This is a genomic window from Amycolatopsis cynarae (assembly GCF_026802195.1).
In the GTDB taxonomy this organism is placed as follows: domain Bacteria; phylum Actinomycetota; class Actinomycetes; order Mycobacteriales; family Pseudonocardiaceae; genus Amycolatopsis_E; species Amycolatopsis_E rhizosphaerae.
The window spans coordinates 2,638,621-2,652,379 of the sequence record NZ_CP113836.1; the positions used below are offsets into that span (position 1 = coordinate 2,638,621).

The 13,759-nt window shown below is 69.8% G+C and carries 17 protein-coding genes; 8 read left to right on the forward strand and 9 right to left on the reverse strand.

Annotated features, from left to right (window positions below; translation table 11 throughout):
• Positions 1–75 precede the first annotated feature (75 nt).
• Positions 76–663 carry a TetR/AcrR family transcriptional regulator gene (locus ORV05_RS12460; protein WP_268758639.1) on the forward strand — a complete coding sequence of 196 codons (588 nt, stop codon included), beginning with the start codon at positions 76–78 and terminating at the stop codon, positions 661–663.
• On the opposite strand, the gene ORV05_RS12465 is transcribed toward ORV05_RS12460, so the two are convergent.
• Entirely contained in the window at positions 660–1,706 is a 1,047-nt protein-coding gene (locus tag ORV05_RS12465; RefSeq protein ID WP_268758640.1) for an alpha/beta hydrolase, read from the reverse strand. The two genes, ORV05_RS12460 and ORV05_RS12465, sit on opposite strands and share 4 nt — an antisense overlap.
• A 282-nt stretch (positions 1,707–1,988) precedes the next feature.
• Between ORV05_RS12465 and ORV05_RS12470 the strand changes: the two genes are divergently transcribed.
• Entirely contained in the window at positions 1,989–2,417 is a 429-nt protein-coding gene (locus ORV05_RS12470; protein ID WP_268759767.1) for a DUF6153 family protein, read from the forward strand.
• Positions 2,418–2,519: 102 nt separating this feature from the next.
• The gene (locus ORV05_RS12475) at positions 2,520–3,431 is read left to right on the forward strand and encodes a hypothetical protein (RefSeq protein ID WP_268758641.1); all 912 of its coding nucleotides are present in this window, start codon (positions 2,520–2,522) and stop codon (positions 3,429–3,431) included.
• 66 nt (positions 3,432–3,497) lie between these two features.
• On the opposite strand, the gene ORV05_RS12480 is transcribed toward ORV05_RS12475, so the two are convergent.
• From ORV05_RS12480 to ORV05_RS12490, 3 genes are all read right to left on the reverse strand, one after another.
• On the reverse strand, positions 3,498–4,100 hold the full coding sequence (locus ORV05_RS12480; protein WP_268758642.1) for a class I SAM-dependent methyltransferase: 603 nt from the start codon (positions 4,098–4,100) through the stop codon (positions 3,498–3,500).
• A gap of 125 nt (positions 4,101–4,225) precedes the next feature.
• Positions 4,226–5,470: a WD40 repeat domain-containing protein gene (locus ORV05_RS12485; protein WP_268758643.1), complete on the reverse strand. Its 1,245-nt coding sequence runs from the start codon at positions 5,468–5,470 to the stop codon at positions 4,226–4,228.
• A 69-nt stretch (positions 5,471–5,539) separates the two neighbouring features.
• Positions 5,540–6,499, reverse strand: a complete 960-nt coding sequence (locus tag ORV05_RS12490; protein WP_268758644.1) for a GlxA family transcriptional regulator — start codon at positions 6,497–6,499, stop codon at positions 5,540–5,542.
• 179 nt (positions 6,500–6,678) lie between these two features.
• Between ORV05_RS12490 and ORV05_RS12495 the strand changes: the two genes are divergently transcribed.
• Genes ORV05_RS12495 through ORV05_RS12505 form a run of 3 tightly spaced genes read left to right on the forward strand, consistent with a single transcriptional unit; the run spans position 6,679 to position 7,663 of the window.
• Positions 6,679–6,900, forward strand: coding sequence for a hypothetical protein (locus ORV05_RS12495; protein WP_268758645.1), 222 nt, complete (start codon positions 6,679–6,681; stop codon positions 6,898–6,900).
• Positions 6,897–7,382, forward strand: coding sequence for a DUF2269 family protein (locus ORV05_RS12500; RefSeq protein WP_268758646.1), 486 nt, complete (start codon positions 6,897–6,899; stop codon positions 7,380–7,382). Before ORV05_RS12495 ends, ORV05_RS12500 begins: the two co-directional genes overlap by 4 nt.
• 2 nt (positions 7,383–7,384) lie before the next feature.
• Entirely contained in the window at positions 7,385–7,663 is a 279-nt protein-coding gene (locus ORV05_RS12505) for a DUF3817 domain-containing protein (RefSeq protein WP_268758647.1), read from the forward strand.
• Positions 7,664–7,764: 101 nt separating this feature from the next.
• Here ORV05_RS12505 and ORV05_RS12510 read toward each other — a convergent pair whose 3' ends face one another.
• The gene (locus ORV05_RS12510) at positions 7,765–8,625 is read right to left on the reverse strand and encodes a class I SAM-dependent methyltransferase (protein ID WP_268758648.1); all 861 of its coding nucleotides are present in this window, start codon (positions 8,623–8,625) and stop codon (positions 7,765–7,767) included.
• A gap of 374 nt (positions 8,626–8,999) precedes the next feature.
• Here ORV05_RS12510 and ORV05_RS12515 point away from each other — a divergent pair, with 374 nt between their 5' ends.
• Entirely contained in the window at positions 9,000–9,488 is a 489-nt protein-coding gene (locus ORV05_RS12515; protein ID WP_268758649.1) for a PH domain-containing protein, read from the forward strand.
• A 230-nt stretch (positions 9,489–9,718) separates the two neighbouring features.
• Here the strand turns inward: ORV05_RS12515 and ORV05_RS12520 are convergent, their stop codons facing one another.
• The 3 genes from ORV05_RS12520 to ORV05_RS12530 form a co-directional block, all read right to left on the reverse strand.
• Positions 9,719–10,141, reverse strand: coding sequence for a hypothetical protein (locus tag ORV05_RS12520; RefSeq protein WP_268758650.1), 423 nt, complete (start codon positions 10,139–10,141; stop codon positions 9,719–9,721).
• 35 nt (positions 10,142–10,176) lie between these two features.
• Positions 10,177–10,506, reverse strand: a complete 330-nt coding sequence (locus ORV05_RS12525; RefSeq protein WP_268758651.1) for a hypothetical protein — start codon at positions 10,504–10,506, stop codon at positions 10,177–10,179.
• A 424-nt stretch (positions 10,507–10,930) separates the two neighbouring features.
• A complete protein-coding gene (locus ORV05_RS12530; RefSeq protein WP_268759768.1) occupies positions 10,931–11,707 on the reverse strand; it encodes an SDR family NAD(P)-dependent oxidoreductase in 777 nt (258 codons plus the stop codon).
• A 177-nt stretch (positions 11,708–11,884) separates the two neighbouring features.
• Between ORV05_RS12530 and ORV05_RS12535 the strand changes: the two genes are divergently transcribed.
• Positions 11,885–12,715 (forward strand): helix-turn-helix transcriptional regulator, encoded by an 831-nt coding sequence (locus ORV05_RS12535; RefSeq protein ID WP_268758652.1) that lies wholly within the window; start codon positions 11,885–11,887, stop codon positions 12,713–12,715.
• A gap of 49 nt (positions 12,716–12,764) precedes the next feature.
• Here ORV05_RS12535 and ORV05_RS12540 read toward each other — a convergent pair whose 3' ends face one another.
• Complete coding sequence (locus ORV05_RS12540; RefSeq protein ID WP_268758653.1) at positions 12,765–13,676, reverse strand: alpha/beta hydrolase; 912 nt, start codon at positions 13,674–13,676, stop codon at positions 12,765–12,767.
• Between the last annotated feature and the right edge of the window lie 83 nt (positions 13,677–13,759).

Consider the following 13,759-nt stretch of genomic DNA (forward strand, 5'->3'; position numbering starts at 1 on the left):
CTCCTTGTGCCGGGATCGGTCGCCATGCTTCGGACGCTAAGGGACACCGGCGTCCGGTTGGCTAAAGTGAGAGTGGTGAGCGACCGTTTGTCTCGCACCCTGCGTTCCGATGCACGGGACAACCGGGAACGCATCCTCGACGCGGCCCGCGCGGTGTTCGCCAGCGATGGCCTGGACGTGCCGATGCGGGAGATCGCCCGGCGCGCCGGGGTCGGGCCCGCCACCTTGTACCGCCGTTTCCCGACCAAGGAGATGCTGGCCACCGAGGCGTTCGCCGACCGGATGCGCGCGTGCGAAGCCATCGCCGACGAGGGGCTCGCCGACCCGGACCCGTGGCATGGCTTCCGCCTGCTGATCGAGAAGATCTTCGAGCTGCACGCGCGAGACCGGGGTTTCACCGAGGCCTTCATGTCGGCCTTCCCCCGGGCGGTGGATTTCGCCGCCGGCCGCGAACACACGCTCAAGGCGGTCGCCGAACTGGCGCGCCGCGCCAAGGAAACCGGCCGGTTGCGCTCCGACTTCGTCCTGGACGACCTGATACTGGTGCTCATGGCGAACAGGGGCATCCAGGCCAGCTCGCCCGCCACCCGGGTCGCGGCCTCCCGGCGCTTCGCGAGGCTTGCGATCCGGGCGTTCCAGGCCTCCCCGGACGGCGAAACCTAACGGCGCGCGCTGGTGAGCTGGTCGATCAGGGCGGCGCGGAAGGCGGCGGGCTGGTCCAGGTGGGGGGAGTGCCCCGAATCGGGGATGGCGACCTCGCGGTAGCTGCCGTAGGTGCCGAGCACGGCCCGGGTCTGGGCGAGCATCGGCTGCGGGGGACAGGTCTCCTCGCCGGGCCAGCCGGGCACCGCGCCGATCGAGCCGAGGTGGGCCAGGTCGTACAGGGAGGTGTCGGAGACGATCACGTCGTCGGTTCCGCGAATCCACAGCAGCGGCGGCTTGGGATCCACAGTGGACAGGTCGGGGATCCGGAAATGCGTCGGTGCCATGGTGTTGAGTACCCCGCGGTCGCCGGGCGCGAAGCCGGGCCAGGCGACCGCGGCGCTGCTGGTGCCGGGGTAGTGGTCGTCGCCGGTCCGGGTCGAGAGCATGGACTCGACGAGCATGTCGAGGTGCTCGGGCACGCAGGGCGGTTTGACGTAGTGCGCGAGCAGGACCTGGCGCGGGGACAGCGGCGAGTCGGCGCCGGTGTCGCCCTCGGCGAGGCGCCGGACGAACTCGGGGTTCGCCGTGCCGGCACCGGATCCGGCGCCCGCCGGGTCGGACAGCCGGCCGTCCACGCCGTGCGTGCCGCCGAACCCGTAGGGCGACACCGGGTTCACCAGCGTCAGCGATGCGGCCGCCGAGGGCCGGTCGAGCAGGTATCGCAGCAGCACACCTCCGCCCATGCTCCAGCCGACGAGGTGCACCGGCGCGAGGTCGAGCGCGGTCACCAGTGCGGCGAGGTCCTCGGCGTAGTCGCCCAGCCCGCGGGTGGCATCGACCGGCTCGGGGTCGGTGTCGCCGAAGCCGCGCAGATCCAGGGCCAGCGGCCGGAAGGACGAGGGGAGCGCGAGCATCGTCTCCTGCCAGAACAGGCTCGACGACACGTTGCCGTGGACGAACAGCACGGGAGTGCCGGTCCGGCCGGTCACCTCCAGCACGTTCACCGTCAGGCGCTCGGTGGGTACGCGGCGAGCGGTGACGCCCGGCAGCAGGGTGGCCATGGTGCTCCTTCCCGGTGAGGTCAGCCCCGGTTCGCGACGAAGCCCGTTCGGCCGACCTCCTCGTCGCCACCGGCAGAGGATAGGGCGGGCGTCACCGCGAGTGCGATGTAGTACGACACCACAAAGCAGGGGTGGTCCCTGTGCCAGTAGACCACCCGGAGGCGTGCCGTGAGGGTCCCTGCTCGGTCCGGGTCGAACGCCGCACCCCTGCGCGGCGTCCGCTCGCCATCGGTATCGTGGACGGCGTTCGGGCGGCAGGACGGGAGTCTGGGAGTGCGCGGCATGGTGTCGGCGGGGGCGATCGCCCGGCTGCTGATCGCGTGCGCCGTGCTCGCCGGGCTGTTCGCCATGCACGGCCTTCCGGCGCAAGGCTGTGCCGCGGGCAGCGGCGTGCATGCCACCGCCATGAGCATGACGACGACCGAGCGCGGTGCGGAAGCCGTCGCACCTGCGGTGTCGCAGGGCGACAGGACGGCCGCGCATCCCGGTACTCAGGGCGACAGGACGGCCGGGGGAGTGGCGTGCGTGTTCACCCCGGCCTCGCGAGGAATCGACGCCCTGCTGGTTTTCCTTCTGCTCGCGGCGACCGTCGCGCTGGCGTGGCCCGCCCCGCTGCCGGGTTTCGCCGGCCGGGGCCACCCTCGAAGCCACCGGGCACCCCCTCGAACAGGAGCGCGACTGCTCACCACGCTGTGCGTGTCGCGGACGTGACAGACCGGCGCTGAGCGGGCCACGAGGTGGCTCGCCCGGTTCTCGACGCCCTGTTCATGTCCGCACACGGCAAGCGTGTGCGCTTCCTGGAAAGACTTCTCGATGTCGATTGTCACTCGATCGCGCCGTTCGCTGCTGATCCTGGGGATCACCGCCGCGACGGGACTGCTGGCGGCCGCCTGCGGCAGCGGCTCCCCGGGCTCCTCCGGCATGTCCGGAATGGACCATGGAACCATGCCGGCGTCCAGTTCGATGCCCGCTCGCGACGGGATGTCCGGGATGGACGACATGCCCACCGGTGACGGCCTGGCCGCGGAATCCGCCGGTTTCCGGTTCGTCCCCACCACCACCTCGGTCCCGGCCGGGCAGGGCACGTCGTTCACGTTCCGGATCACCGGCGCGGACGGCAGGCCGGTCACCGCGTTCGAGCCGGACCAGACGAAGCTCATGCACTTCTACCTGATCCGCTCGGATCTCGCCGGGTTCCAGCACATCCACCCCACGATGGCCGGGGACGGCACCTGGACCGCCCCACTCGCCGCCGCCACGCCCGGCACCTATCGGGCCTACGCCTCGTTCATCACCAAGGACGCCTCCGGTAAGCCGGTTCCCCTGGTGCTCAGCCAAGGGGTCACCGTGCCCGGGACTCCGGAGACCGTACCGCTGCCGTCGCCGTCCACCACGGCCCAGGCCGACGGCTACGGTCTGAGCCTGTCCAGCAACCGGTTCATGACCGGCATGCGCCAGGACCTCACGGTGACGGTTTCCAAGGACGGCAAGCCGGTCACCGACCTGCAGCCCTATCTGGACACCTACGCGCACCTGACCGCGTTCCACGAAGGTGATCTCGCCATCGCGCACCTGCACCCGCACGGCACGGCCGAGGGAGACCACGGCGGACCGGAGCTGAAGTTCGAGGTCATGCTGCCCAAGGCGGGCTCCTGGCGGGTGTTCCTCCAGTTCCAGACCGGCGGTGTGCTGCACACCGCCGCGGTGACCGTGACGGTCGGCTGACGACTGACGGCTGACGCGGCAGGCCGGGTCCGTCCGGACGAGCGGGCGGACCCGGCCTGCCGGTCCTCACCGCAGGCGCTGTGCTCGCAGGACCGTGTCGTGGGTGTGCTGGGTGCCCGCGGGCGGGGGAGCGGTGCGCGGGCGCGTTTCGTCGACCAGGACCGTCCAGTTGCCGTCGAGAAGCTTCGCGATGTCGCCGGGCTGGTAGTAGTGGCCGGGGTCGAAGCCGCCGTCGTGCTGCGGGGGAAGATCGGCCAGGTCGTGCGCGGCGACGAGCAGGGTGCCGCCGGGGGCGACGGAGTCCAGCAGGCCGCGCAACACGGTGTGGCGCGGTTGGTGCGGCAGCGGGAAGTACTGGACGGAGACCAGGTCGAACGTGCCGGCCGGAAGCGGCATCGCGGTCAGGTCGGCGCGGGTCCACGCCACCCGGCCGCCGAGGTCCGCGCCCGCGGCGGCGGCGCGCTGCAGGGCGGTCCGGGAGATGTCGACCGCGGTGACCTGCCAGCCGCGCCGGGCCAGCCAGACCGCATCGGCGCCTTCCCCGCACCCCACGTCCAGCGCCTGCCCCGGTGTCAGGCCGGTGACTTCGGTGACGAGCACCCCGTTGGGCCGGCCGCTGAACAGCCGCTCGCGGCTTCGATACCTGTCGTCCCAGAACTGTGCGTCCATTGCTCGCCTTCACTTGTCGGGCCTTGCTGACCGGCACCACCGAACCTGCCCCATCCCCCGGCGAGTGGACAACGTTCTTTGCCGAAACCGCAAATTCCCGTTTCCTCCGAGCTGGATCCGGGCGATCACTTGTCGTTGTCGCGCAAGGTGTTGATGGCGGCCTGAAGTCGCAGCCAGGTCGGATCTTCCGTGGTCGCCGTGGTCACCGTCGCCAGATCGTCTCGCTCCCAGGTCCGGACTCCGTCGGTCAGGACGAGGTGTGCTTCCGGATCACCGTCGTCGGGAACCTCGGACGTGGCTTCCAGGAACGCCGCGACGCCGTCCCGTAGCGAGTCGGCCGTGGCATCGGCCGTCGCGGATTCGGCGAGTACCGACAGCAGCACGAGATCGCCTTCACCGGTGGCCACGACGAGTTCGCCCGCCGGCGTGGCGCCCAGTCCGGTCACCCGGGAACCGGCCAGCACGTCGTGCCCGGCCGCGTGCCGGCCCGTGAGGTCGATCTCGACGAGTGTGCCTGCGGGTGTGCCCACCCAGAGCACCCCGGGGTCCGGTCCGAACGCGATGTTGTGTCGCGACCAGGATCGCATCTCGTCGAGCCATTCCTGGGGATAGGGGTTCGGTGCGCCGAGAACGGTCTTCACAGTGCGGCGGAGTGAAGGAAACTCGAACACCTCCAGTGAGTTCTCGTATGCATTGCCCCGAATCGCGAAGTGCCGCCCATCCCTGCTGAAGATCGGCGTCTGGTAGCCGTCGGCATCCAGGATCAGCGCCCGGCGCAGCAGCCGCATCGCCGCGGGTGCGGTCCCGCCGTCGACGCGCGCGAAAAGTACCAGCGTCGCGCCCTGGTCACTGCGCAAGGTGGCCGCCAACCCGCCGTCCGGATGTACCGCGATCCCGGTGTCCCATCCCGGGCCGATCCCGACGGCACCCGAACTGAGGTCGAGAATGTCGGACCGTTCCCAGTCGCCCGTCGACGACGGCGATGCCCACAACGTCCCACCATCGGGACCGAAGGCCAGACTGCGGTAGGAGACGGCGGGGGGAAGACCGTCCACTTCGGAGAGCCCACCGGGAGTCCATCGCACGACCTTGCCTTCGCTCGCCACGGCGAGCAGCGGCTGCTCCGGATGCCATGCCACCCCGGGTGTGGCCCGCATCCGCTGCCAACCCTCGGCATCGGCGTACACGTCCGACTCGCCGCCAACGGTCCCGAGCGCGCGCAACTGCCCTGCACCGCACTCCCAGACGTGAACCGCCGGACGCTGCGAATCCAGGCCGGCGACCAAAGGCAGTCGCGGATGGCAGATCAAACGCTCGGCAGGGGCACCGTCACCGATGGGCACCCGGGTCACGGCCTCGACAACAGTCACTCCGCCACCCTACTGGCGATTATCGGGCCACCGGTCAGCGCGCCGGTGGGGGCCGCTGTCCCTGCGCCGTTACTCAGTCTTCGCGCTGGGCGTGTGGAAGGCGGCGCGGTAGGCGTGGGGACCGGTACCGACGATGCGTTTGAAGCGATCGCGGAAGGCGGTCGGTGAGCCGAAGCCGACCTGGGTGGCGATCCGGTCGACGGGGTGGTCGGTGGCTTCGAGCAGGTACTGGGCCCGGCGGATGCGGGCACGGAGCAGCCACTGCAGCGGGGTGGTGCCGGTCTGTTCACGGAAGCGCCGGTTGAGGGTGCGGGTGCTCATGCCTGCCCGTGCCGCGATCTGGTTCAGGGTGAGATCCCGGGACGCGTTGTCCTGCAACCACGACAGGAGGGGTTCCATGGTGGAGCCGCGCGGCGCGGGTGGGTGATCGTGCACGATGAACTGGGCCTGCCCGCCATCGCGTTCCAACGGCATCACCGAAAGGCGGGCGGCGTCGGCGGCCACCGCGGAGCCGTGATCGCGGCGGATCAGGTGCAGGCACAGGTCCAGACCGGCGGCGGCGCCCGCCGAGGTGAGGAACTGGTCGTTGTCCACGTAAAGCACGCTCGGGTCCACCTCGATATCCGGGTGGAGTTCGGCGAGGGCGTCGGCGGCGAGCCAGTGGGTGGTCGCGCGCAGCCCTTTCAGCAGGCCGGTGGCGGCGAGGACGAACGCGCCGGTGCAGATCGAGGCGATGCGCGTGCCGTTCGCCGCGGCGTGCCGCAGGGCGTCGAGTACCTCGTCCGGCACGGGTGCCGCCGGGTCGGCGCAGCCGGGCAGGATGATGGTGTCGGCCTGGGCGAGGGTTTCCAGCCGCCACGGCGCCCGAAGGGTGAATGCTCCCGTGTCGACAGTCTCCGTGGCGGCACAGACCCGGACCTGGTAGGCGGAGCGGCCGTCCGGCAGGCGCGTGCGGGTGAACACCTCGATCGGGGTGGCCAGATCGAACGGGATGACCTGGTCCAGGGCGAGAACAGCCACCGTGTGCATGGCCACACGATAGGCCAGCGTTGATTTCCGGCCAAGCCACTGGCCAGCGATATGGCTTCGGCTCACTGGTCGAAGCCGTTGGCGAGAATCCGTTGGATATTGGCAATCCAGCCGGTTTCGGTGTGTGCGGAGTGTAGTTAGCGTCGGGTCCACCGAACAGGAGGAGGACTGACCGGATCATGCTGACGCAGATCGTGTTGTTCGACGGGGGAGACCCGAGCGAGACCCCGGACCTGGCCGTCACCATGCCGATAAGCATGCGGCAGAAGCCTTTCACACTGTCCACGCAGGACGAACCGCGACGCGGTGCGCTGACCGGTCCGCGATGGGAGCACCGGTTTCCCGCGTCTACGGTCACCGGGAACCGCATCGCCCCGGAGCCGCGGGAGGCGGGCCAGTGACCAAGGCCCTGCTCGCGATCCACGTGCTGGCCGCGATCATCACGATCGGACCGATGACCGTCGCGGCCAGCATGTTCCCCGCGGCAACCCGAAGTGCCCTCGCCGCGCCGCGGGCCGATCGCGACCTCGCCACGCTCCGCGTCCTGCACCGCATCTGCCGGGTCTACGCCGTGATCGGGATCGTGGTCCCGGTGTTCGGGTTGGCCACCGCGGGCAGCCTGCACGTGCTGGGCAACGCCTGGCTGATCACCTCGATCGTGCTGACCGTGCTCGCGGCGGCGGTGCTGGTGCTGGTGATCCAGCCGCAACAGGACCGCATCCTGGCCGGACTCGGCGCGTCTTCCGCCGACGCCGGTTCCGTCGGTTCCGTCGATTCCGGACTGCCCGCGCGGCTGGCTATATACACCGGAATGTTCAACCTGCTGTGGGTCGCGGTCACCGTGCTGATGATCGTCCGGCCCGGCTCGACCACGGGAGCGTGACGATGAACTCTTCCCTCCGGCTCCTGCGGATCACCGCGGCCGTGGAACTGGCGACCCTGCTCGTCCTGCTGGTCAACCTCGCCACCGTGCACTGGCCGGCGGTGGCCTCCCTGACCGGTCCCACCCACGGGTGCGCCTACCTGTTCGTCATCGTGCTCACCGTCCGCCGGTCCGGCACCACCCCGCGGACACGCGCGCTCGCGGTGCTGCCCGGCATCGGCGGCCTCCTCGTGTTGCGACGACTCGCGCAGGACCCGGCGGAAACGCCACGAGCGGTGTGACCGTGCGCCCTCGCGGTGCGCGATCCCGGGGACCATCCATTGTGGAGTAGCCCGCACCTCCCGGTCACCGTTGCCCGGGTTCGGGTTGCAAGCGGCTCGGCTCAGTGCGCCGCGCGCACCGCCGAGACCAGTCCGCCGGTTCCCTCGTCCTGTTGCGACGGGGTGAACACCGGACGCCCATAGGCCTCGGCGCGCTTGCGCAGGGTGAAGGTCTCCGCCTCCCAGCCGAGGCCGTCCAGCCAGCCGACCGGGTCCTCCGGCATCGCCGAGACCCACATCGACGCTGCCGATCCCGGAGCGGCGTCCTTGCGGAAGCGTTCGACCACACCGCGCGAGGCCAGTGTCAGGCCCATCCTGCTGCCTGCAGCCGACAGCGCGCCGACCCGTTCGAGCAGCGACTGCACCGCGTCCTCGGGCAGATAGATCAGCAGTCCCTCAGCGATCCACACCGTCGGCCGCGCCGGATCGTGCCCGGCCGCGGCCAGGGCGCCAGGCCAGTCCTCCCGCAGGTCGACCGGGACGGTGATCCGCTCGCAGCGCGGAACGGCCCGCTCCTGACGCAGCACCGAGGCCTTGAAGCCCAGCGGTTCGGCCGTGTCGACCTCGAACAGCCGGGTCCCCGCAGGCCAGTCCAGCCGGAAGGCCCTGCTGTCCATCCCGGCTCCGAGCAGCACGACCTGCCGGACGCCGGATGCGACCGCCCCCTCCAGCAGGTCGTCCAGGAACTTCGTCCGGATGACGATCGAGAAGGCCACACCGAGCCAGCGGCGCCGCGCCGCCTCGTCCGCGTGCGCAGGCGGCGGCGTCCCGGGGCCGACCCCGCCGGCCGTGGCGAAGGCCAGCGCCAGCGGGTCCCGGAACAGCGGTTGCTCGCGTGCCGTCTCCATCGCCCTTACCCGGGCCACGCCCACGGCTGTGGCCCATACCCCGGACGGCTCGACCCGTCCCGCCCCATCAGTCATGCGTTCAGCCTAGGCCGCAGGGGCGTCACGCCGGTGTGGTGGGAAACAACGCTCCGAGGCCAGGTCGTGAGCACTATGAGTGATGGCCTCCGATGCTGTGAGCACAGGCCGGACGAAGATCAATAATTCGGGCGATCGTTGCCGCCAGAGCGGGCCGCCGCCGTGGTCTGGATCCGACCGGCCCGGACGGGTTGTGGAAGCTGTCCACTGAGAATGTCTTGGAAAAGCGTTGAACGAGGAGATGACGCCACGTTTCGGGCATGAGTAAAACCGTGCCGAGATCGCTCGCGAGTCGAGGCGGCTGAGTGCTCCGAGTTCCGGAAACGGGCCACGATGCGCTCGCCGAGTTGCCTATCATGCCTGGTGTGGAGGAAATGACGATTCGGCTCGGGGGCCGTTCCAGGCGGCGGATCCGTTGGTCGTTCGGCGGGTTCACCGTCGTGTGGGGCGGTCTGTGGATCGCCGCCACGGTATCGGCGCTGCGCCACGGCACGTTGGCGCAAACCCTGATCCTCACCGCCGTCTTCCTGGCGGTCTGGCTGCCCGCCGCGCTGTTCATAACACTCCTGGCCGCCGGGAACACCCGCATCGGACCGGCAGGACTCCGATTGCGGGGAGCGCTCACCAGGGGGTTCATCGCCTGGGACGAGGTCGCCGAGATCAAGGACCGATTCCACCAAGGGCGCGGTGGCGGCTGGTGGACCGTGGAAGCCCATCTCGCCAACGGCCGGGTCCGGCGGCTGCCCGGCTTCTACTGTGAGGGCCCGGCCCCGGACCGGTACTCGCGGCCGAAGCGGGACGGCGACTTCGACGCCCAGTTGACAGAGGTGCGCCGCCGCCTCCGCCACTGGCAAGGCGCCTGAGGGCCAAGGGCTTTTAGCTCTCGGCCAGGAGTTCACCTGACCGAGAGCCCCTGTGGAGCGTGGCAGGAGTCGTCAACCGGGCTGCACTCGCTCGCCGCCGCAGCACCCCTGCGAGCCCGGCCCCAACCCCTTGAACCCAACCGGATCGAACGCCTTGGTCTTCGGCACGCACACCCGCCGGAATCCGATCCGGCGGGGCATCTTCAGCCGTCACACGAGGCTGAGTCCGGTTACAGCTCACCAATCGCATTGCTCATCGCTCGCGCCACTCCCTTGACATTTTCTGTGAAGAACCCAGTCCTCACATAGAACGTCTCCTCGGAATCCGCATCCAAGTAGGCGCTCGTCAGAATGCTGCGCAGGCCATGGAGTTCATTGGGAGTGAGGTGGAGTTCGACTCCACTCGACGATGACTGGATATCCATTCGACTCACCGTCCTCAGCACATCCCGAGCGGCAGGACCGGCCAGTAGGCCGATCATTTCAGAAGATCTCGGTGGGCCGACCGTAGTAATTACAACCCTCCGAATCAGCTCGAACTGGGATGGAGTCAGGCCGAGGACATATCCCTCGTCCTGCCGCTGAATCTTCACTCGCAATCTCAATGCAAATTGACCTCCGAGTTCCCTGCGTGACTGATCGACGCCGCTCATCTACCGCGGGCGGGTCGGGTGCGGCGGTGGCTGTGCTAAACCTTGCCCGCCGCCAGGGCGAACATGGCGGCCGCGATCAGCCGCAGCGCGCGACGCTGCCGGGCTTCGCTGGTGCCCGACAGTTCCCAGATGACGACGGTGGACGCGCCGATCTCGATCAGCGAGTCCAGGCCGAATCCGGCCAGCGCGACGGAACGTGCGGAGATCGCGGTGATCGCCAGGATCACGATGCCGACGACGTACCAGCCCAGCGTGGTGTATTCCAGCAGGAACCCGCGGCGCAGCAACGGGGCGCGCCGCTCGACGTCGGTCTGTTCAGCGGTCTGGGGTGGATCGGGCTGCTTGGCCGGGTTGGCGTTGCTCACCCAGGCAGTCTGACAAAGCGGCCTCGGGCCGATGAAGGCGATGGTGACGGACTGGTCAGCTGGTGCGATGGCTGGGCGTTCCGAGGTTGACCTGGGCGGGTCCGCCGAGTCGGGCCGCGCGGTGGTTTGGGTCGAGCGAGAGCGTCGGGCAGCGGATGCAGGCGTTCGCGCATGGGCGGCGGTGTTCACCGCCCGGACTGCGGTCTGCGCGGCCGAATCACTTTGTGCGCCACAGCATGGGTGACCCCCTGGACGGTTCACGATGTTGAGGTACCGTGGGCGATCAGCTCGTTCCGGTGGCTCGCGCCGTCCACTGGGGACGCTGCGAAGAAGCGGCCACCGAAACGGCCGAGGCACTCCGCGGCGGGGACGAGCCCCCTGCACACCGCCTGGGGCCCGGTTCCGCCAACCGGTCGAAACATGCTTACTGGGCGGTCCAGCCGCCGTCGACGGCGATGAGCGCGCCGGTGATGAAACTGGCCGCGTCGGAGCAGAGGAAGGCGACGGCCTCGGCTACCTCCCCGGGCTGTCCGATGCGGCCGATCGGGTGGGCGTCACCGAAGGAGGCGAGCATCTCCCGTCCGTTGTCGACGACGCCCTCCATGATGTCGGTATCGATGACCCCGGGGAGCACGGCGTTGGAGCGGATGCCCTTCGGCCCGCCCTCCACGGCGAGCACACGGGTGATCTGGGCCAAGGCGCCCTTGGAAGCCGCGTAGGCGGTCTGGGTGGCGAAGGCGACGACAGAGGAGACCGACGCGATGGAGACGATCGCGCCGCCGCCGTGGGCTTCCATCACGCGGAATGCCTCGCGGGCCTGCACGAAGTTGCCGTAGGCGTTGACCCGCATGATCGTGTCGAAGTCGTCGACGGTGGTGTCGGTGATCGGTTTGTTGAGGGTGCGGCCCGCGTTGTTGACGAGGATGTCCAGCCGTCCGAACCGGTCGGTCGCCAGCCGCATGGTCGCTTGCGCGTGGTTCTCGTCGGAGACGTCGCCGACGAGGGCGGCCACCGCGTCCGGATCGTCCGCGGCCAGTTGCTCGACGGCCTCGGACCGGTCGGTGACGACCAGACGGGCGCCTCGTGCGCGCAACAGCGCGGCGGTGGCGTGGCCGATGCCGCGGGCGGCGCCGGTGACGACGGCGACGCGGCCGGCGAGATCCCAAGTGGACGGCAGCGTGCCGGGATTCGGGTTGGTGATCACGGTTTCCTTTCCTGATGTCGTGCCGGGATCGGCGTTGCCCGCCGGGCGCACGTGGATCTCGTTCGGCCCGGTCGTTCACCATGGTCACCGGGCGGGAGGCGCGCAGGGAGGGCGGCGTCTTCCTGGTAGTAGCGCACCCAGGCAGAGGAATCGTTCCGCACCTACCATGCGGGTATGGCTCGGTCGGAACTCGGTGATTATCTCAGCGCCCGGCGGGCGCAGATCGGTCCCGGGGAGGTGAACCTGCCCGGCACCGGGCACCGCCGGGTTCCCGGCCTGCGCCGCGAGGAGGTGGCGATGCTGGCCGGGGTGAGCGTGGACTACTACGTCCGCCTCGAACAGGGACGCGAACGAACGCCCTCGGTGCAGGTGGTCGATGCCTTGGCCGTCGCACTCCGGCTCGACGAGGACGGGCGACGGCACCTGTTCCGGGTGGCCGGGCTCAGTCCGCGCCCCAGGGTCGCCGCGGCCCGTGCCCACGTCGACCCGAGCCTGCTTCAGCTGATGGCCGCGTGGCCGGACAACCCGGCCATCGTCTACAACCGGGCGTTCGACGTGCTGGCGTCCAACGCGATCGCGGACGCGCTTTTCCATGCCTGGCCGCATTCGCACAACCTGATGCACGTCGTGTTCACCGACCCGGCCGCGCGGGTGTTCTACCGGGACTGGCACGAGGTCGCCCGCAATTCGGTGGCCGGATTCCGGCTCGGCTACGGCGAGGCACCCGGCGACCCCCGGATTCAGCAGGTGCTCAGGGAACTGCTCGCGGACAGCCGCGAGTTCGCCGAGCTGTGGGCCCGTCACGACGCTCGCGGCAAGGCGCTGGAACGGAAGCGCTTCCGGCATGACCAGGTCGGATCCCTGACGCTGACCATGCAGACCTTCGATGTCCGATCGAGCCCGGGGCAGGAACTCGTCGTCTACCACGCCGAGCCGGGCTCGACGAGCAACGAGGCGCTCAAACTGCTCGGCTCCCTGGCCGCCAGCACCCGGCAAGGGAGCTGACCGCGAGCCCGCCGGTGCTCGTCAAGACCGGGAAGGTGGCGTCGCGGGTCTAGTTCTTGGTGTCTTGGCTGTGGATGCGCTGGGCGAGGAAAAGCGCCGCCCGGTCCAGGGCTTCGTCGGCCTCGTCGAGGACACCGGCGAAGGACTGGAACACGTGGGGTACCTCGGCAATGATGTCCAGGACGACGTCCACTCCGGCCGCCCTCGCGCGCGCGGCCAGGCGCGTGGCGTCGTCCAGGAGGATTTCGTTGGTGCCTGCCTGCAGGAGCATGGGCGGGAAACCGGTCGGATCGGCGAAGACGGCCGGGCTGAGCAGGGGCTGGCGCGGGTCCTGCCCGGCGAGGTACAGGGCGCCGGTGCGCTCCAGGTCCTCGCGCGTGAACAACGGATCGATGCCGGCCTTGGTGTCCATGCTCTCGCCCGTGCGGGTCAGGTCGAGTCCGGGGGAGAACGCCACGATCGCGGCGGGCATGGGCAGGCCCGCGTCGCGGGCGGCAAGGCAGGTGGTGACGGTCAGCCCGCCACCCGCGGAATCCCCGGCGAACGCGATCGCCGAAGGGGCTTCGCCACTGTCGAGGAGGGCGCGGTAGGCGCTCACCGCGTCTTCGATCGCGGCGGGGAACGGGTGCTCGGGAGCCAGCCGGTAGTCCAGCGAGAAGGCCCTGAACCCGGTCTTGACCACCAGGTTCCCCGTCAGCGACATCGCCGTGTCCGGCGAACCGAACACGAAGGAGCCGCCGTGGAAGTACAGGATCGTCCCGGTCTTCGGGGTACCGGGCGGTTCGACGAGTACCGCGGGCCGGTCGCCGAGCGACACGGTCCGGGTGCGGATCCCGGCGGGCACGATCATCCCGGCCATCAACGCCCTGAACCCCGCGCGGATCTCCTCCACCGATCGGGGGCCCTCAGGCCGGGGCTGCCGCAGCATCGCGTCGATCTTCGCCCGTTGTTCCCTGCTCATCGTCTCCTCCTGGAAAATAGCTTCCCACGCAGTATATGCCTTGGCATCGAAGTCGGCAGACTCCGGGCCTGGTCCCGGCCGCG